General features: G+C 39.2%; 18 protein-coding genes and 1 pseudogene. 10 read left to right on the plus strand and 9 right to left on the minus strand.

Going from position 1 to position 18,673, the window contains the following annotated elements:
- The first annotated feature begins 90 nt into the window (after positions 1-90).
- Positions 91-3,516 carry a S8 family serine peptidase gene (locus AWM68_RS03220; RefSeq protein ID WP_197468119.1) on the plus strand — a complete coding sequence of 1,142 codons (3,426 nt, stop codon included), beginning with the start codon at positions 91-93 and terminating at the stop codon, positions 3,514-3,516.
- A gap of 151 nt (positions 3,517-3,667) precedes the next feature.
- Positions 3,668-3,916, plus strand: a complete 249-nt coding sequence (locus AWM68_RS03225; protein ID WP_066236775.1) for a hypothetical protein — start codon at positions 3,668-3,670, stop codon at positions 3,914-3,916.
- A gap of 155 nt (positions 3,917-4,071) precedes the next feature.
- Here AWM68_RS03225 and AWM68_RS03230 read toward each other — a convergent pair whose 3' ends face one another.
- The 3 genes from AWM68_RS03230 to AWM68_RS03240 form a co-directional block, all read right to left on the minus strand.
- On the minus strand, positions 4,072-5,508 hold the full coding sequence (locus AWM68_RS03230; RefSeq protein WP_231868357.1) for a sensor histidine kinase: 1,437 nt from the start codon (positions 5,506-5,508) through the stop codon (positions 4,072-4,074).
- Positions 5,474-6,157, minus strand: a complete 684-nt coding sequence (locus tag AWM68_RS03235; protein ID WP_066236777.1) for a response regulator transcription factor — start codon at positions 6,155-6,157, stop codon at positions 5,474-5,476. The genes AWM68_RS03230 and AWM68_RS03235 overlap by 35 nt, the downstream gene beginning before the upstream one ends.
- Positions 6,158-6,226: 69 nt before the next feature.
- Positions 6,227-7,273 (minus strand): hypothetical protein, encoded by a 1,047-nt coding sequence (locus tag AWM68_RS03240; protein ID WP_156488284.1) that lies wholly within the window; start codon positions 7,271-7,273, stop codon positions 6,227-6,229.
- 323 nt (positions 7,274-7,596) lie between these two features.
- On the opposite strand from AWM68_RS03240, the gene AWM68_RS03245 reads away from it, so the two are divergent.
- Positions 7,597-8,754, plus strand: a complete 1,158-nt coding sequence (locus AWM68_RS03245; RefSeq protein WP_066236781.1) for an acyl-CoA dehydrogenase family protein — start codon at positions 7,597-7,599, stop codon at positions 8,752-8,754.
- Between the two features lie 159 nt (positions 8,755-8,913).
- Here AWM68_RS03245 and AWM68_RS03250 read toward each other — a convergent pair whose 3' ends face one another.
- A complete protein-coding gene (locus tag AWM68_RS03250) occupies positions 8,914-9,291 on the minus strand; it encodes a glyoxalase superfamily protein (RefSeq protein ID WP_066236783.1) in 378 nt (125 codons plus the stop codon).
- 135 nt (positions 9,292-9,426) lie between these two features.
- On the opposite strand from AWM68_RS03250, the gene AWM68_RS03255 reads away from it, so the two are divergent.
- From AWM68_RS03255 to AWM68_RS21240, 3 genes are all read left to right on the plus strand, one after another.
- Positions 9,427-9,858, plus strand: coding sequence for a VOC family protein (locus AWM68_RS03255; protein WP_066236786.1), 432 nt, complete (start codon positions 9,427-9,429; stop codon positions 9,856-9,858).
- Positions 9,855-10,142, plus strand: a complete 288-nt coding sequence (locus AWM68_RS03260) for a hypothetical protein (protein ID WP_066236787.1) — start codon at positions 9,855-9,857, stop codon at positions 10,140-10,142. The genes AWM68_RS03255 and AWM68_RS03260 overlap by 4 nt, the downstream gene beginning before the upstream one ends.
- A 99-nt stretch (positions 10,143-10,241) precedes the next feature.
- Positions 10,242-10,385: a hypothetical protein gene (locus tag AWM68_RS21240; protein WP_156488285.1), complete on the plus strand. Its 144-nt coding sequence runs from the start codon at positions 10,242-10,244 to the stop codon at positions 10,383-10,385.
- A gap of 38 nt (positions 10,386-10,423) precedes the next feature.
- Here AWM68_RS21240 and AWM68_RS03265 read toward each other — a convergent pair whose 3' ends face one another.
- From AWM68_RS03265 to AWM68_RS03275, 3 genes and pseudogenes are all read right to left on the minus strand, one after another.
- Positions 10,424-11,080 (minus strand): TetR/AcrR family transcriptional regulator, encoded by a 657-nt coding sequence (locus AWM68_RS03265; protein ID WP_066236790.1) that lies wholly within the window; start codon positions 11,078-11,080, stop codon positions 10,424-10,426.
- Between the two features lie 69 nt (positions 11,081-11,149).
- Positions 11,150-12,188: pseudogene (locus AWM68_RS22110) on the minus strand (ABC transporter permease).
- Positions 12,178-12,906 carry an ABC transporter ATP-binding protein gene (locus tag AWM68_RS03275; protein WP_066236792.1) on the minus strand — a complete coding sequence of 243 codons (729 nt, stop codon included), beginning with the start codon at positions 12,904-12,906 and terminating at the stop codon, positions 12,178-12,180. Before AWM68_RS03275 ends, AWM68_RS22110 begins: the two are co-directional and overlap by 11 nt.
- Before the next feature lie 295 nt (positions 12,907-13,201).
- On the opposite strand from AWM68_RS03275, the gene AWM68_RS03280 reads away from it, so the two are divergent.
- Together AWM68_RS03280 and AWM68_RS03285 are read left to right on the plus strand one after the other, a co-directional pair.
- A complete protein-coding gene (locus AWM68_RS03280) occupies positions 13,202-13,966 on the plus strand; it encodes a class I SAM-dependent methyltransferase (RefSeq protein WP_066236794.1) in 765 nt (254 codons plus the stop codon).
- A 122-nt stretch (positions 13,967-14,088) separates the two neighbouring features.
- Positions 14,089-14,958: an STAS domain-containing protein gene (locus tag AWM68_RS03285; protein ID WP_066236796.1), complete on the plus strand. Its 870-nt coding sequence runs from the start codon at positions 14,089-14,091 to the stop codon at positions 14,956-14,958.
- 50 nt (positions 14,959-15,008) lie between these two features.
- Here AWM68_RS03285 and AWM68_RS03290 read toward each other — a convergent pair whose 3' ends face one another.
- A complete protein-coding gene (locus AWM68_RS03290; protein ID WP_066236798.1) occupies positions 15,009-15,434 on the minus strand; it encodes a DUF4395 domain-containing protein in 426 nt (141 codons plus the stop codon).
- Positions 15,435-15,575: 141 nt separating this feature from the next.
- On the opposite strand from AWM68_RS03290, the gene AWM68_RS03295 reads away from it, so the two are divergent.
- The gene (locus tag AWM68_RS03295; protein ID WP_066236800.1) at positions 15,576-16,025 is read left to right on the plus strand and encodes a PaaI family thioesterase; all 450 of its coding nucleotides are present in this window, start codon (positions 15,576-15,578) and stop codon (positions 16,023-16,025) included.
- Positions 16,026-16,183: 158 nt separating this feature from the next.
- On the opposite strand, the gene AWM68_RS03300 is transcribed toward AWM68_RS03295, so the two are convergent.
- Positions 16,184-16,678 carry a peroxiredoxin family protein gene (locus tag AWM68_RS03300; RefSeq protein WP_066236801.1) on the minus strand — a complete coding sequence of 165 codons (495 nt, stop codon included), beginning with the start codon at positions 16,676-16,678 and terminating at the stop codon, positions 16,184-16,186.
- Between the two features lie 517 nt (positions 16,679-17,195).
- On the opposite strand from AWM68_RS03300, the gene AWM68_RS03305 reads away from it, so the two are divergent.
- Complete coding sequence (locus AWM68_RS03305) at positions 17,196-18,356, plus strand: S8 family peptidase (protein ID WP_066236802.1); 1,161 nt, start codon at positions 17,196-17,198, stop codon at positions 18,354-18,356.
- Positions 18,357-18,673: the final 317 nt, after the last annotated feature.

Raw genomic sequence — 18,673 nt, forward strand, 5'->3', positions numbered from 1 at the left:
CCCAATTTACTTCTTAAATTTGACTCTCTAAGATAAAAAGTAGGAATAGTTGAAATTTAAAGGAAATTAGAGGGTGATCGGATGAGGGATATGAAGAGAAAGGTATTACCGTCATTTCTAGCAGGAATAATTGCAGTAAGTACGTTTGGTTCGTCTGTCAGTGCAGACTTTCAGTTTTCAAAGCAGGATTCAAAACAGCTTCCCATTTCAGAAACACTTGAAAAGCTAAAAAATTTTCAATTTACTTCAGATACAAGCAATGATCCACTTTACGGCTTACAAAAGAGTTCTTTTAATCCAAATGAAGTGGTAAGAATCGTTGTAGAAGTTGAAGTAGACAAGCAGGCAAAAGCACTGCCTACAGCTCAAGTAGAAAAGGTAAAAAAGGCTGTTACTGAAAAGAGAAGTGCTGCGACAAAAGTCAGGCATACCTATTCAAAAGGCTTTTACGGCTTTAGCGTAGAAACGACGCTTGGTGAAGCACAAAAGTGGGCAAATCTTGATGGAGTAAAAGATGTTCGTGTAGCTAAGCAATATGAACATACGGTTGTGAACAGCAAAGAGCTTGTTGAAGCGATGAAATCGTGGACAACCTATAACACTCGCGGAGAAGGTATGGTTGTAGCGGTTGTAGACTCAGGTGTCGATCACCGCCATGATGCTATGCAGCTTTCAGAAAAAGGGAAAAAAGCTGCAAAACTATCACAAGAAACCCTGCAAGATGCGTTTGATCGAACACCAGTTAACGAAGTGTGGTTCACCGATAAAGTACCAACAGGATACGATTGGGCTGACAAGGATTCAAACGTTATCCCTTCAAAAAATTCACATGGGACACATGTAGCAGGTATTGTGGGCGCTTATGAAGAAACACAGAAAAAAGCGGTAGGTGTAGCGCCAGATGTTCAGCTCATCGCGGAAAAGGTCTTTTCTGATAAAGGCGGCGGTGCGTACGATGATGATATTGCTGCAGGTATCTACCATGCTGTAGAAATGGGAGCTGACGTCATTAACCTAAGCTTAGGTTCAGAAGCAGGGAACGTTGATCCAAATGACCCAGTTCAGCGTGCCATTCAATATGCGACTGAAAAAGGTGTGTTGGTTGTAGCAGCCGCTGGGAACGCAGCTTACAGCACGAAGAATAATCTGCTTGCTAAATCCCAGCTGCCGTTGGCGAAGAATCCGGATATCGGTTTGGTAGGAGATCCAGGTGTAACACCTTACGCTTTACAAGTAGCTTCCTCCGAAAACGACACCATGACAGTTGATGGATTACGTTTGTCGGATGGCAGCTTATTCGGCTATCAAATTCAGCCAGGTATAAAGAAATTAATCGGTACGTTAGACCCGGCAAAGCAATATGAGTTAGTATTTGTAGGAGAAGGAAGCTCGGCAGATTTCAAGAACCTTGATCTACAAGGAAAGATTGCAGTCGCACAGCCATTGCAAAACTATTCCACATTTACGCATATTCAAACCGGAGCAGGTGGCAAGGGTGCAGTAGCAGCAATGGTAGTTCCCCCTCCACAAGTTCCTGCTTATTCAAGTTTATTTTTCAGCCCTTATTTCATTCCGGCAGTAACAACTGATCAAGTGAACGGAAATCAATTAGTAGAACGTTTAAAGGCTGGAGAGAAAGTAACGGTCCAGCTTACAGATGAAGTGTTAAAGGTTCAAAATACAGCAACAGAACCGATGTCAGTCTTCTCATCATTCGGTTCTCCAACAGATCTTAGCTTTAAACCGGAGATCACTGCACCAGGTGGAAAGATCTTTTCTACGGTTATTAACAATGAGTACGAAACGATGAGCGGTACATCTATGGCAAGTCCGCATGTTGCCGGTGGAGGGGCATTGCTTCTACAACATTATTATCAAGAGCTTGGCCTTCAAAAAGAAATGGAGACGGTGTTAAAAGCAAAGAATGCGTTAATGAACACGTCTGAAACGCTATCAAATCCGAAGCACGATAACACACTTTATTCTCCAAGAAGACAAGGTTCAGGAATGATGAAGATTGAACGTGCCATTAAAACACCATACTTGCTTGAACGAACTGGTGTACCTTTAGAACAAGCAGCATCTGTTGCCCTAAAAGAAGTAGGTCGAAACTTTGATTTCACATTAAATGTTGAACCTTTAAAGCAAAATCAAGTAAAACCTCAGCATCAATATGAGATCCAAGTTAACCTCATTACGGATGAAACAACAAAACAAACGCATGCAGGAGTGGAAAGAGAGTACTTAACACTGCATTCTGTTCCAGTAAAAGGAGCTATCATTAAGATTAATGGCAAGACCTATGATCCTGCGGAATCATACACATATAAACCGCAACGCGATCAAGAAGTAACGATCTCTGTTACATTGCCTGAAGAATTAAGTGAAGGCCGTTTTATAGAAGGCTTTGTTCGCTTTGTACCTAAAGGAAGTTCAGCAAAAGAACTAACAACGCTTTCTGTACCACTTATGGGGTATTACGGTGACTGGGATCAGATTGCAAACGTGGATGAAAGTCCTGTAACAGGAGATGCTTTCTTAGGCTATACAGTTTTATTTAACGATATGGATTCGTTTCCGCTAGGATATAATTCTTCTAATGGCACATTTGATCCTGGAAAGATTGGCGTATCTCCGCTTTCCGTTAGTGCTGGTGCGTATCCGTCATTTACCGCTCTTCGCAATTTAAAAGAGATGTCACTCAGTATACAAGATGACAAAGGGAATACGGTGGCGAATCTTGGTAATTTCAATGAGTTTACGGAAGATGGAAGCCCATATCCATTTAGAAAGAACATTATGAGCTATAGAGACTATTCCTATAACATGGAAGGGTTCAATTGGAACTCTACGGATGATGAAGGCAACACGGTAAAAGATGGTCAATATTACTATGTATATAAAAGTACGCTTAATTACGAAGGTGCTAAACCACAAGTTACAAAGATTCCTATAAAAGTAGATTCGGTAGCACCAAAAGCAGAGAACATTAAAGTGGCTGAACTGCCAGATGGAAGATACCGTGTAACCTGGTATGTGAAGGAGAACAGCACATACCACATGGGAAGCATGCTTTGGATCAACGGCACATATCAAAGATTACAGAATGGTGTAAATGAGTTTATTTCAAAAGTAAAACCAGAATTGGTGACGATTTCTGCTTTCGATCATGCCAGAAATGTGGGAGTTACTTATGAAGGAAATCAAAACTTCTTAAACGCTGAACCCTTTATTAACTATCTGGGTCTAAATAATGCAACGAACATAAGTGAATCAAAGCCTTTACTTATAAGAGCATTTGGATACAAGCGACTTGATTGGCACTTCGAAATAATGGATGCACAAGGTAATACGGTTGAAGAAGCGGATATTCTAAATGAACATTCGATCTATAACCTGCCATGGGTTCCAGACAGCGATTATCCGAATGGAGATTATTTCATCATGGTGACAGCTAAGGATGAAACGGGTTTATCATTAAAATCAGAAGCTAGAAAAATAACGATCAAACGTTAATAGAAGGTTAAAAGAACTCTATGAATAACAGTCATAGGGTTCTTTTGTTTTTAGTCATACTTGATGAAAACAGAAATTAGTAGAAAAAGTACTCGTTTAAAGGTGGAGATTGCGGCGAACCCCTTATATAATGGTAAGCGGAGGGGAAGTCATGGCTGTATTTCAAAGTGTTATATTCTGGATATTCCTAATCATGCCGATTGTTTTGTTTTTTGTAGCAATTGCCCGAACATCATGGGTGTTGATGCTCGTTAACTTATTTCTAACACTGCCGCTCGTATGGTTTGTTAGCTGGATTACAGAAAAATACGGTGCTGTTTTTGTAGTGATTGTGATTCACCTTGCAACAGGTGTTTGGCTTTGGACAAAAAGACAGAGATTGGATTTTAGATCGTTTTAAGAAAGCTTTGCAAATAAGAATTTGCAGAGCTTTTTTTATTTATGAAAAGATGACCGGCTGGGTAGGCCGGTCTCACTGGTGGGGAGGTTAGTTGTTGGATTATCTAACCTACATTAAGAGTAACACGAACAAGTGTTCTTGTAAATGGATTTTACTTATTTTTTCCAAAGTATCGAAAAAGTGGTTCCTTGTGCTGAACTTTTCTTTAATATAAGCTCTGCACTTATTGCTTTTGAAAGCATTTTGCTAAACGGCAGACCAAGTCCTAACCCGCGAACTTTTAACTTTTTCTGTTCGCCACGGAAAAAACGTTCAAAAATATAACGCTGTTCCTTTTCGGGGATGCCTTGACCGGTATCGATTACTTGAATTTCATTATTGCTTAAAGTTACTGTGATTGTTCCATCAAAACTTAATGCCTGATAAGCATTATTCAAAAGATTAATCAGAATTTGCTGTAAGCGAAGCGGATCTGTTTCTCTATAAATCGTAACATCAGGAACAGCCACTTTGCAGTTCACTTTATCATTCAAGGTAATTTCCCACTGATAAACCACATCCTGAACAAGTTCATTCATATTGCATGTTTCATTTCGAATGGTGAATGCTCCAGCAGATAGAGCGTTGTAATCTAATAAATCTTCTATCATTCTTTGTAGACGATGAATTTCTTTCATGGTAATGTCCAAAAATTCATCACGTTCTTCTCCAGAAACGATTCCATCTTTTACGGCTTGTACAAGGCCGCTAATTGAAGTAACCGGTGTTTTCAAATCATGTGTAACACCTGCCAGGAGTTCAGCCCGCAGTTTTTCTAAAAGTTTCAGCTTTGTGCTCATCTGTTCAAATGAAATTAATAACTCATGGATCTCTTTTTCTTTTGCAACAGTATTTAAGTCAATTTCATAGTTTCCGTCTTTAATCTGTGAAGCAGCATTTGCAACATCTTGAATAGGTCTAAGAATTTGTTTCAACAAAAGATAGATGATTAGCCACCCGAGAAGGCCAAGACTTAACAATAAAAAAATGGGTAGCCGATACTCTTGATTTACATCAGTCAGGTTTGAAGATGTTTGCATGACAATAACCCAACCCGCTTGTTCTTCAGCATACATTACTGGTTTTTTAACAGCGTAGACAGAAGTTCTCTCTATTTTAAACTTCTCGACGGTTTTCTTACTTTCCAAAATTTCATCTGGCATAAAATACAGGCTAAAAATAGGCTGTTCGTTGGGCTGAGGTCCTCTTTGAAGCGATCTGGGATTCAGAATGGTACCATCTAAGTCAGTTATATACAGTTCTGGTGGTTTATTCATTTGTAAAATTTGAGCGCGGTCATCAAGTTTGCGATTAAAACGCCCTAAATCATTCTTTCTGTCCCCAGATTCAATGCGGTCTGCTGTATCAGCTGCAATGTATTCCATAAGGGTTAAGCGGTTTTCAAGTGCAGTATGTCGAATCCACCATAATGAGCATATTCCAAGTATAAGAAGACCGACAAAAAGGGTGAGCACATATCGGGTAGTCCAATATTTTAATAATGTTGTTCGAGTCTTTTTATTCGTAAACACAGAACTGATACCCCAATCCACGAAGTGTACGGATTTCTCCTTGTGTGTCTGGCCAGGTTATAAGGGCTTGGCGAATCCGTTTAATGGCGAGATCGACCGCTCGCTCACTGCCTTCATAATCTAATCCCCATATCTGTTCGATCAAGTTGTCTCTTGTAAACGTCCGGTTTGGCCGGGCAGCGAGAAAGAGTAACAAGGTGGTATCTTTAGGTGTAAGAACGATTGGTTCACCATTTATTTTTACAACGTGAGAATCAAAGTTCATGCTCAGATTGCCATATTGTTTTATATTTTCAGATTCTAAAACATTTGAAGATCTTCGAAGGACTGCATTTACTCTCGCTATGACTTCTTCACCAATAAAAGGCTTTGTTATATAATCATCAGCACCTTGATTCAATCCTTTTAGCCGGTAATCAATATCTCCAAGCGCAGTAAGCATGATAACAGGACATGAGCTGTTTTGACGGATGTCATGAAGAATGGACCAGCCATCTTGATTGGGAAGCATCACATCAAGAAGTACTAGATTAGGAGAAACCTCTTTAAATGCTTGAAGTGCTGTTTTACCGTCAAATGCTTGGATGACATCGTAGCCTTCGTGTTTTAAGTAAACCGTTAATACTCTTGATATGGTTACTTCGTCTTCAACTAACAAAATGGTTTTCATGGCTGACCCTCCTGTTATCATTACTATACTTTAAAAATCCCCAGTTTTATAGACTGGGGACGGTTGGATTTAGATGTCGTTTCCAAACTCAATTTGTTCGTCAGATTGTGGATGGATCTCATTGATTGATGGTGCTTCATTTTCAAAGCGAGGTCTGTCATCATGAGGTTTGCCAGCCCTGTGATGTCCTCCTGGGCCAAAACCTCTTTTACCCATTAGTGGAAAAAAGTTATCCTCTTTCAAAGCTTCAAGTTTATCTGCATCTTTCTTCTCAATCTCTTCTATTAATTCTGGTGTTGATTGACCTTTTGTTGAAATGCCAAGTTCTTTTGCTAGATTCTGAATCTTTTTCTCTCTAACTTCGAACGCAATTTCAGGAATCGCTTTTCCATCGATTGTAATGTTGAGCTTTTTCGCTTCTGCTTTCACTTTGGCAGATGTAACTTCATGAGCGAGTTCACGAATATCTTTTCCGTCTACTGAAATCCCTAATGTCTTTGCATCCTTTTTTAAGGATGCGGCCATCACTTCTTGCTGAAGAGTTTGCAGATTTTTGCCTTCTGTTGGTATGCCTAGTTCTTTTGCTTTCTTATTAAGTGCTGCCGTATGAATATCTTTCCTTATTGTTAGTGCGTCTTTTCCATCAATTGAGACACCTAGTTTTTTTGCTTCTTTCTTAAGCTGTACAAGGTGAATTTCTTCTTGTAAGGCAGTAACATCTTTATTTTTGGTTGAGATTCCAAGTTCTTTGGCTTTTTCTTGCAGTTTAGCTAACTGTACCTCTTCAGCTAGTGTTTGGATATCCTTGCCAGAAGTCTTAACAACTAACTTCTTCGCTTCTTTTATTAATTGTGCTTCGCGAATTTCCTTCATTAGAGTTTCTGCATCTTTACCACTCGTACTAATACCAAGCTCTTTTGCTTTTTCTAAAAGATCTTCAGAGTTTCCTTTAAAGAATCCTCCAAAATGCCCGAAGCCTTTTACTTTCAAATTCCATTTTTCTGTAACAGCTGCTTTTGAGCTCGAATTGTTATTATCTGCTGCAAGTGATGTTGTAGCATAGCCGCCTATTAACAATGCACCTGCAAGGGTAAAGCCGATTACTGGTTTTTTCATAAAATGTTTTCCTCCTAATTGAATCGTTTTGATTAAGATTGTAAGGTTCGAACCTTGTACAATTAATGTAACCATTGAAAATGTCAGGAACATGTCAGGGAGAGACATAATGGTAAAAAGAAAAAAATTTTCTGGAGCAGAATTTAAACCAATTAGGATAAATAAAACAAGCCATCTCATATGATCATCATAAAAAAGGAATGTGTCAGGAAGAAGTCAAAGGGGAAAGATAGGACAAATACCTTGCCGTTTTTTATGTGAAAGGCATACACTATACTTTAAATTCATAGTGTTCTGATTTGTTAGGAAGGGATTGTCGTATTATGAATTATTTATATGACACATATATAAAAACGAAGACACAGCGGGATTGGTTTGAGAGGATTGATGCACTCGCTGATAAGTTTGCTGAACGAGCAGACACATACGACCAAGAAGGCCGTTTTCCATTTGAAAATGTTGATGAACTAAAAAACGCTGGATACCTCTCATTGACCATTCCAAAAGAGTATGGGGGAGAGGGCTTAAGTTTGTATGAGTTTGTACTCCTACAAGAAAGAATTGCTGCAGGAGATGCTGCTACAGCTTTATGTCTTGGCTGGCATCTTGGCTGTTTTTTGGAACTTGCTGAAGAACGAACGTGGGATGATGATATGTTGAGGTCGCTTTGTGAAAAAGTCGTTAACGAACACGCCTTAGTGAACCGTGCTGCCACAGAACCGACTACAGGTAGTCCAACTCGTGGTGGAATGCCTCAAACGAAAGCGGTGAAGGAAGGAGATCAATGGATCATTAACGGTACAAAAACATTTACTTCCATGGCACCTGCACTCGACTATGCCATTGTTTCAGCTCAAGTCGGGAATTCAGGCAAAAAAGGAAACTACTTAATCCCTATGAATGCAGAAGGTGTTTCAATAGAAGAAACGTGGGATACCGTTGCGATGAGGGGAACGCGAAGTGATGATTTGGTGCTGAAGGATGTTAAGGTTGCCGAAAGCGCGCTAGTAGAAGAAGACCGTGGAAAAAGTGAACTGCCAAAAGCATGGCTGCTTCATATTCCTGCCTGTTACATCGGTGTAGCGGTCGCTGCACGTAACGAAGCCGTTCACTTTGCAAAAACATACAAGCCTAACAGTTTGCCAGGACCGATCGGTGACGTCCCGGAAGTACAGCGCAAGATTGGGGAAATGGAGTTAGAGCTGTTCAAAGCAAGAGAGTTGCTGTATTCTGTCGCAGCAAAATGGGTGAACGAACCCCAGTCGAGAATGGAAATGGGTCCATCATTAATGGCTGTCAAACATGTAGCAACAAACGCAGCGGCAAAAGTGGTTGATCTAGCTATGCGGATAGTTGGGGCAAGAAGCTTAAGCCTATCGAGTCCGTTGCAGCGTCATTATCGTGATGTACGTGCAGGGCTCCATAATCCACCGATGGATGACATCGTCATTAATACGCTCGCAAAAAGAGCTTTGGAATAGTAAAACTGAGGACACCAAACGTTAAGTATGGTGTCCTATTTTTAATTGGACAGATGAATAAGAAGAATGGACAGATTATCATTGCAAATGGACAGATTCAGGAGGAGATTGGACAAATTAAGTTTGCAAACGGACAGATTATGTTCATAAACGGACAGATTATCGTGATTCATCCCGTTCAACAAAACAAAGGCGGTTTCCGAATGGATCCCCAACTCTTACTTCCTTAAACCCATGTGCCTCTTCCAGTCCAGGTCTTGCAAATTTATACTTTTTTTCTGATAAGAAATGAAGGTAAGCCTCTATACCTTCTATATGTATTCTCAATTTAACTCCAGGTATTGAATCCCCATGATGTTCTGAGAGGTGCAAACAGCATTCACCTAGGGAAACCTGCATATATAAGGGATAATCCTCTTCATATCGATGTTCCCAATCTAATGAGAATCCTAAAAAGTGAAGATAAAACTCCTTTGCCTTTTCTACATCAAATATGCGAAGGACGGGGACCGTGTTTTTAAGATGATAGTTCTTCATTAGTTCTCACTCTCCAGATGTTTATGTTCTACTAGTATTTCGATTTTAACCGAGCAGTTCCTTTGATTTTTTGCAGGATTTTTATTCCAATAACCGAATGTATATTTATAAAAAATTTAGAGGAGGTTAATTGCTTTGAATGAAAAACTAGTTCGTGTTGGTACAACGTATATTCCTGTTCAGCATGTTGATGTATCTGCTAAATGGTACACTGAAAAACTAGGTGCAAACCTGAACTATCAAGATGATGATAAAGCGATTCTGGATCTTGCCAATCAAAGTTTTTTTCTTGTTAGATCACAAGAAAACGAGAATTCCAATTTTACGGACTATACTGGCCAAAAACGGTTCTCTTTAACGTTCGAAGTGGACGGATTGGGCAATCTTTTAAAGCTGCATCAGCAGTTTAGAGAGCTTGGCATCCAGACAGAGGATATCGAGGATCGTGGTCACGCAGGAGAGAATTTTGTTTTTTCTGACCCTGACGGTAACCGATTTGATGTGTGGAGTGAGTTAAGTCCAAGTTATAAAAAAATAATCGAGCAAACTGCCGAGGTAAAAAAATGAGATGGGTGATGGGCATCCTCTTTTCACTGTTAGGTGTCCTATTGTTAACACAAGGTCTTCATCTACGATCCATCGGTATAGAAGAAGTCGATGGTAATGGTATTGGCGTTTATTTTTTAGGAATGGAGATAAATGAAAAAGTAGCGCGTGCTGATCTTCAGTCCTATGCAAACGGCTTCTTAGGGACCGGAACCATTTTTTTGCTGCTTGCCGTGTGTTTATTTTTTATATTACTAAAAGAAAAAAGCACATTAAAACCGATTCACAAAAAAAATCCTGCTTGAGCTTTAGTCAGAGAGGGAAATTGTATAGCATAGCGAGATAAAGCCAATGAGAATCTCTCTTTGGTTTTTCGTTATTAATAACCGGTGGGAGGTGAGTGTATGAAAAAAGGGCTCGTACTCGTATTCATATGCGGCGGTTATTTATTGCTTGGCCCTTCCTCAATCGCACTTTCACCCACAACTTCTGATACCCTGGATAATCTTTCTCACTTTACTCCTGTCAGTCCCAAACTTAGTGAATAAATATAAACCCGCCTCGTACAGGCGGGTTTATGCATATCTTATTTTCTACCGCTGAGTCCGTACATAACAAACTCCACGATTTGGTCGATTTCCTTCTCATCATCCCAATCCATATCCGAAAAAAGAAGGAAGCGGGGAAGGATGTATCCTATGATGCTCGATGCCGTCATTCGCATGATCGTTTGGGGAGGCAAAGAAATGATCTCCCCTTTTTCCTGAAAATGCTCAATAATTCTTTTGAACTTTTCATAAACATGATCTGCAAATAGCTTTTGAAATGGTTCGCGAAGCTCATCGTGAAAAGCGATCTCCTGTATAAAGATCTTTAAGACGGGAAATTGTTTTCGTACAAACTCCAGCCGGTTTTTTGCGACCACTCTTAAAAAGTCTTCATACCTTTCATACTCATTTTCAAATACTTCTTTTGCAAAGGATTTTATGAAAAAGGGAGCTACAAACTTTGCCACCGTTGGCGTGACAATGGCAAGTAACAGTTCTTTCTTCGTTTTATAATGCCGGAAGATCGTACCTTCAGCTACGCCTGCTTTTTTTGCGATCTCACTTGTAGACGAGCCAGAATACCCTTTTTCAGAAAAGGTATCAATGGCAGCTTCTAGGATCTTCCGCTGTTTGTCGCTCATGGTTGCGTGCTCTGTATCTTTAATTAATTCGGTAATCCATTCAGAATCAGACATGAGTGTTTCTCCTTTAAAAAACGTGCGTTTTCTCTATTATAGTCACAATTGAACGGCCAAACAAACCACTTACAGTTTGCGGTGCTTTTTTAATGCCAAGACATTTAACGTCATAAATAGTAATGAGAATCCAGCAAGAATAAGAACTTCATCATAAATTTGCCCCCAACCGCCACCTCGTATCATCACATCGCGAATTGCTTCGCCGCCATATGTTAATGGCATGATGTAACTTAACGGCTGAAGCCAATCAGCCATTGTTTCAATGTTGAATAGACCAGAGAAAAACACTTGTGGAACAACAACAATTGGAATGAACTGAATCATCTGCAATTCGTTCTTCGCAAAAGCCGAAAGCAATGTTCCAAGTGATAGAGCAGTAACCGCAAGCATCAAAGTGATGAGTACCACAAACCAAATAGAGCCAGCCATCATGATATCCAGAACGAATATCGCGAACGCTACGATGATCGCGGATTGGATTACGGTAAATATCCCAAAGCCTAACACGTAACCCGCTACCATTTCCCATCGCCTTAATGGGGTTGCTAGTAATCTTTCAAGTGTTCCAGTTGTTCGTTCACGTAAGAATGAAACACCTGCAATTAAGAAAACGAAAAAGAAGATAAAGAATCCAATTAAAAATGGACCGATGTAATCAAAAGTTTCCATGTCAGCTGAACCGTGCAGATAGTTGATTTCAGGTTTTTATGGATGACTGTTCGCTCGCATGGGTATTCAATTTCTTTAATGCTTTTTCAATGGTCAGCATAGAAGCTTTGTTGGCTGTTGGATTACTGCCTTCTAGTGTGATCGTGGCTGATTGTGACTGAACTTCAATCATCGCATCCAATTTTTCATCTTTAAGGTCATCAATAGCTGTTTTACTAGTATTGTATCCAGTGAATGCCTTGTCTGCTGTTTCAAATTTATTGATAATCATCGTCTGATCACTGACGACTGCTATCTTTGGCTCATAATCGTTGTTTGAAAAAACGAGGTTCACAAGTGTAAGAATAAGCAGTGGAGCAATAAACATCATAGCTAGAGTCCGCTTGTCTCGAATGAATTGCCTGATGATTCGTTTTACTAGAGCTCTAATTCTCATGGCGAACACCTCCATAATAAAGAAAGGCTTCTTCAATCGTTTCACTGGATGTACTTTCTTTAAGCTGTCTTGGAGAACCCGAAGCTATTAATCTTCCATCGCGAAGCATCCCGAGCTGACTGCATTTTTCTGCTTCATCCATAACGTGTGTGGTCACAAGTATTGTTGTGCCGTTTTCGCTTAACTTGTAAAGTTCATTCCAGATGGATTGGCGTAGAACGGGATCGATACCAACAGTAGGTTCATCCAGAATAAGAATTTGAGGTTCGTGCAGAATAGCAGCTGCTAACGAAAGACGTCTCTTCATACCACCAGAGTATTGATGAACCTGTTTTTTCAAGAATTCAGTCAGGTTTACAAGGGAAGCGGCATGCTCGATGCGCTCTTTTTGTTTCTCTCCTTTTAATCCATAGATAGAAGCAAAGAATTCGAGGTTTTCCTTGCCGCTTAATTCTCCATACAATGCATCAGATTGAGCCATGAATCCAATTTTTGTCATGTTATGAAGATTGGGCATGAGTGTATCCAGGACTTTGATACTTCCTTTGGTTGGTGTCTCAATCCCTGCAATCATCTTAACAAGAGTTGTTTTTCCGGCACCAGATGGACCGAGCAGGCCATAAATCGCAGCCCTGTTTACTTGTAAGGAAATCTTTTCTAGTACAATGTGAGATCCAAAGTTCTTTGAAACATCGGAAACCTGTATGACCGTATTCATAAGTAACCTCCTCTGAGTTCAGAATAAAGTGAGTGCTCACTCATTTTTATATAAATAGCATATGACAGAGGACGAAAGTGTGTCAAGTGAGTACTCACTCATTTTTCTAACTTTCAAAGGATATTAAAATAATATTGACGAACATTTCAGAAAAAAACATAATTAGGTTAATTCATTAGAAATGAGGGATTAAGATGTCAAAAAACAAAAAAATTCACATTCAAAGCAATACGGTGCGGAAGGTTTAAACGTTTTATAAACCTCCGTGTATCATAACAAATGGAGGAATAACAGAATGTCTTTTAAAAATTATGGACCACTATGTACGGAAGTATATGATCAAACAAAAAAGGTTGGACAGTCATTTGGCGGCGATATTGAATACTACACAAACAGGCTGAAGGAGAACGGCGGACGTACTTTAGAAGTTATGGTCGGATCTGGCCGAGTGATTATTCCCCTTTTGGAAGCTGGTTTAGACGTAGACGGGATGGACTATTCAGGCGAGATGCTTGCTTCTTGTCAACATAGACTACATGAAAAAGGATTAGCTGCAAGGCTTTTTGAAAGTGATCTGCAAAATCTTAACCTGCAAAAGAAATATTCAAATATCATCATACCAGGTGGCTCTTTCTTATTGATTGAAAAGAGAGAAGAATCCTTGCAAGCGCTAAAGCAAATTTTTAACCATTTAGAAGATGGCGGCAAGCTGATTTTAGATATTTTTTTACCGACAGATCAATTTGAAGCGGGAAGAGTTATCAGAACGTTAACAGTAAATTGTCCTAATGGAGATATCATCACGATGGAAGATAAGCAAATAGAGGTGAACTTTTTAGAACAATACAAAGTTTCTTATCTAAAATATGAAAAATGGCGCGAAGGAAGTTTAATTCAAACAGAACTTCAGCGGTTTGCTATTAGGTGGTATGGAATCGATGAATTTAAACTCATATTGGAAAGTGTGGGCTTTAAAGAGGTTAGTGTGAGCGCTGACTTTGAATTTGGGAAAAAACCGTCTCATGCAAGACAAAGCTTTGTATTTGAAGCTAGTAAATAAGTAAGAATAAGATCATTTGTTTTCATGCAAATGGTCTTTTTTATTGTGTAAATCAGGTGTGTCCAGTATAGTTGAAATATGTTCATCCACACATATCAACTTAAAAAAGTAGGGGAGAAGAAATGGCCAATTTAACGCAAGACCGAAGCAAAGCTCTTTATGAATTTATTATCCAGCATTCTTCTGATATGACAGATTCTTGGCTTGCTTCCAGGGATGCAGATGGTCATGGAATTTATTCAAAAAGAATGGGTGCAGAAGTTGAAGTTAGACTTCGAGAACAGAACCAATTCTTTATTAAAATGATTGCATCCGTCTTTTATGAAAAAAATGAACAAACAGAAGTTATTGATGCATGGGCAAAAAGAGTGGCAGAGGATCGAGCGGGATCAAATACTCCCATTCATGAGATCATTCAGCAGTTTAAGAGATTTAGAAAAATCTTCTGGGATAAAATTAGAGAATTTATCGACGAACCTTTAAACAACACCAATCAATCTGACATATTGATATGGACTAGTCTTCTGCACTCTACCTTTGACACAGTTATTGAGAGGTTTGCTGAAGAATACAACTTTTTTTCTTCCAGACGTATACAGGCTCAACAAGAAATGATCAATCAGCTGAGCTCACCTGTTATTCCTTTATCTGATTCAGTCGGTATCTTACCACTGGTGGGAGAGATTGATACCCACCGAGCAAAGACGATTATGGAATCGACGTTACAGCAATGTACGGACACCAATATTACACAGCTTTTTATTGATCTATCAGGAGTCGCAATTATGGATACGATGGTGGCTAACGAAATTTTTCAAGTGGTAAACACACTGAAGTTGATTGGTGTGCAGTCCATCATCAGTGGAATTCGTCCTGAAGTTGCTCAGACGAGCGTTCAGTTAGGAATTGATTTTAGTCAAATCCCAACTCAGAGCACTCTCAAACAAGCGCTGAAGAGCAATAAAATTATTATAGAAAAGATTTCATTATAGAAAAACAAGTAAAAGAACCGGTTGCAATAGATTTTGCAAACGGTTCTTTCTTAATTTCGTGATTTATTGTAACGGTACTGCTGCCATCTGAATCGGATAAAACAGCCAACACAAAAGCCTAATATGGCGACAAAAGATGCCGTTGCAACCATGATTGTAGCTGTTAAAGCAAGCGCATTCCAATGCAACGTGTACCCGACAAACCCAATAGCAAGGAGTGAGATCGCGATCTGCTGGTTAAAATTTTGCTGATCCTTATCTTCCGGGATATAGGCTGAAGGCTTCTTTCTTAAGAAGCGTTTAGCAACCTTCATTACAGGATTGTAATCAAAAAACATTCCCAGAAGTCCAGCAATTAAAGGGAGTAATAGAACCCAAGCTTGACCAGAAATCCATGTAGCTGCGACTGACAAAAAGATGAACCATTGATTGGTACGAACTAAAGGTCTAGGAATAGAAGATACGGGATGTGACATGTTAATATCCGACCTTTCTTATAGGTTTAGTTATTATAGTTTAATTGTATTCTCATGAAAAGTGAAGTGTTAAGCGCTGTGTAAATTTAGGAGAAGGGATTAATCAGTAAAAAAAGAATGTTTTATAGCGAGGTGATTAAAATGAAGACGAAACGAGAAGATGCAGAAGTTCACTTTCAATATGCAGAAGAGATTCAGGAAAAATTGAAGAATGACACTTTTGCACAGTGGCTAGGGATTGAATTAACGGAAATCGGACCGGGAACAGCTATCGCCGAAATGAAGATAACGGAGAACATGCTAAACGCACATGGAACCGCACACGGAGCGGCATTATTTGCGATTGCTGATTTTGTATTTGCAGTAGCTTGTAATTCATATGGAAAGACTTCTGTCGGGCTTTCTGTAAATATTGGATATTTAGCTGCATGTCAAAAAGGAGACAAAATTACAGCGATCGCATCAGAAATCAAGCGAAACCACCGTACTTCGTGGTATGAGGTGAGAGTGGAGAACGGAAAAGAGCTTGTTGCTCATGTGAGTGCCTTATCGTATCGTAAAAATGACTATTTTGTAGGCGGGGATGAATAGCTGTAGATCTGATCAAATAAGAAGTAGGTCACATCACATAAAAAGTAATTACCATCACATAAAAATTGGTCGTCATCACATAAAAAATGGAGATCATCACATAAAAATAAATTAAAAAACGGAGTGCGGCAAATCTTAGCCGTGCTCCGTTCTTCGTTTTATCTCAACGTTTTCTTAATGTATTTAATCGTTTTTCTTAAATCTTCTGCAGTAGGTCTTCCAAATGGTCCAGTTTGAATATCAAAATAGACCACACGTTTTTGATTATCCACTAAAAACAGTGCAGGCTCACCGTGTTCTCCATGATCATCATACAGCTTCCCGTTATGGTATTGAACACCGTACGGTTCCCCAGCTGTGCGCTCTAAATCACTGAAAACCGGGAATGAAAGGGAATGTTTTTCTTTCATTTTGGTAAGATTTTGTTCTTCATCTGTAGAGATGGCTAGTATATGAGTATTTAATTCGTTGAACGTGTCAATGTTCTGTTCTAACTCTTTTAGCTGATCATTACAGACAGGACACCACTCTCCTCTAAAAAAGACTAGCAAATGAAAGCGATCATCGTTTTCTAAGTGGTTGTGAAAAGAGAAAGACTCGCCAGTTTCTGATTTCAGTGCAAAGTCTGGGGCTGTGTCGCCTATTTTTAACATTTGAACATCCCTCCAATAATAGGTCTCTTCATTAGGTATACCTCTTGTTAAGAAATTTAAACCAAATTGTTCAAGCCGTTCTGACTGATTGAATAAAATAATTGCAAAACACCTCATCATAAAGCAATCATTCATCTCTTATGAAGACAAATAATCTTGCAGAATCCGGTACCTTTCGTAAAGGCAAAAACGGTGAATGAAGAAAAGAATTTACACCGCGAAACAAACAAATTTTCTTATACATTTCAAAAAGTTGTTAAAAGAACTTGGATATCGTTAAAATTTCTCTTCGTTAAGTATTAGACTTGGCTATAGGTAAATACTACGTCTCTATGTAAAAAGATTTAAAAAATATAAAACGAATAAAATGACCTTTTTACTATTTTTAGTTAAAACTTTTAAAAATTGGTAGTATCTATTTGTTTTTGCTAGAATAGTAAAATTCTTCTTTATTTTCTGTTAATTCCTCTCTATATTAGAAATTGTAGTTCAATACTAAATTAGAGGAGTGAAGCAAATGATTAAGAAGATTGCCACTATGGCAGCGGTTTTACCATTAGTAGTCTCTCTTGCATCACCTGCAGCAGCTGCAAAAAGTACAGAGGTAAAGTCAAACGTAACACCACAAGAAATTATCGTAAAATTCAAAGATAACGTCTCAGAAGCAAAAGCAAAGTCATTCGCAGTGAAAGCAAATGACGAAGTGAAAGAAAAAACGCCTAAGTTCCACGTTATCAAAGTAAAAGATGGAAATGTGGATGCTGCAATTGCTGAGTATGAAGCAAGCGGAGATGTAGAGTATGCAGAACCGAACTATACATACCATGCTTCTTGGACGCCGAATGATTATTACTTTAATAATGGAGTACAATACGCACCACAAAAAGTAAGCGCACAATCGGCTTGGGATATCACACGCGGATCATCTTCAACAAAAATTGCAATTCTAGATACTGGGGTTGATTATAACCATCCAGATTTAGCAGGGAAAGTAATCAAAGGATATGACTATGTAGACCGTGATTGGGATCCGATGGACCGTCATGACCATGGAACTCACGCAGCAGGTATCGCTGCTGCACAAACGAATAATTCATCAGGTATTGCAGGTATGGCACCGAACGTATCAATCTACGCTGTTCGTGTTCTTGACCAAAACGGAAGTGGTTCACTAGATAACATTGCAAACGGAATCTACCATGCTGTAGATAGCGGAGCAAAAGTAGTTTCACTTAGCCTTGGTGGACCAAGTGGATCTACATCACTGCAAAACGCTGTAAACTATGCTGTATCTAAAGGTGCAGTAGTAGTAGTAGCTGCAGGTAACGAAAATACATCTGCACCAAGCTACCCTGCATACTATTCAAACGCAATCGCTGTAGCTGCGACTGACCGTAATGACAACAGAGCTTCTTTCTCAAACTATGGATCATGGGTTGACGTTGCCGCTCCTGGTGTAGACATTGCTTCAACTGTACGAAACGGCGGTTATGCTTACATGTCTGGAACATCTATGGCTTGTCCTCTAGTTGCAGGAATTGCTGGATTGCTAGCATCACAAGGCCGTAGCGGAGCAAACATCCGTGCAGCCATTGAAAACACAGCTGATTATGTGCCTGGAACAGGTTCATACTACTCTAAAGGCCGTGTGAATGCAGCAGACGCTGTACGCTATTAATCTATAAACCAAAAAACAACTCTCAAGGATGGGCCAATGCCCAGTCTTGAGAGTTTCTTTGTGATCTAGTTTTAAAAGACTAGAAAAAAACGTCGAATCGTGAAGAAAGGTAAGGATAAGGACATATGTTCGCCTTGCGTAAAATGTCGATGTAGACGTAATAGCTCATCTTTAAAGTCAGGACTTGTGGCAACTTTTAACAGTTTGGTAGAATAGCAATATAACCCCACAACTAGAATCTTTATTTCTTATGTACACACAAGGTATAAGAAAGGAGGTTCGCTTTTCATTTTGCTACTTTAATAATCCACACGAGC

It is taken from the genome of Fictibacillus phosphorivorans, from assembly GCF_001619875.1.
GTDB lineage: Bacteria > Bacillota > Bacilli > Bacillales > Fictibacillaceae > Fictibacillus > Fictibacillus phosphorivorans_B.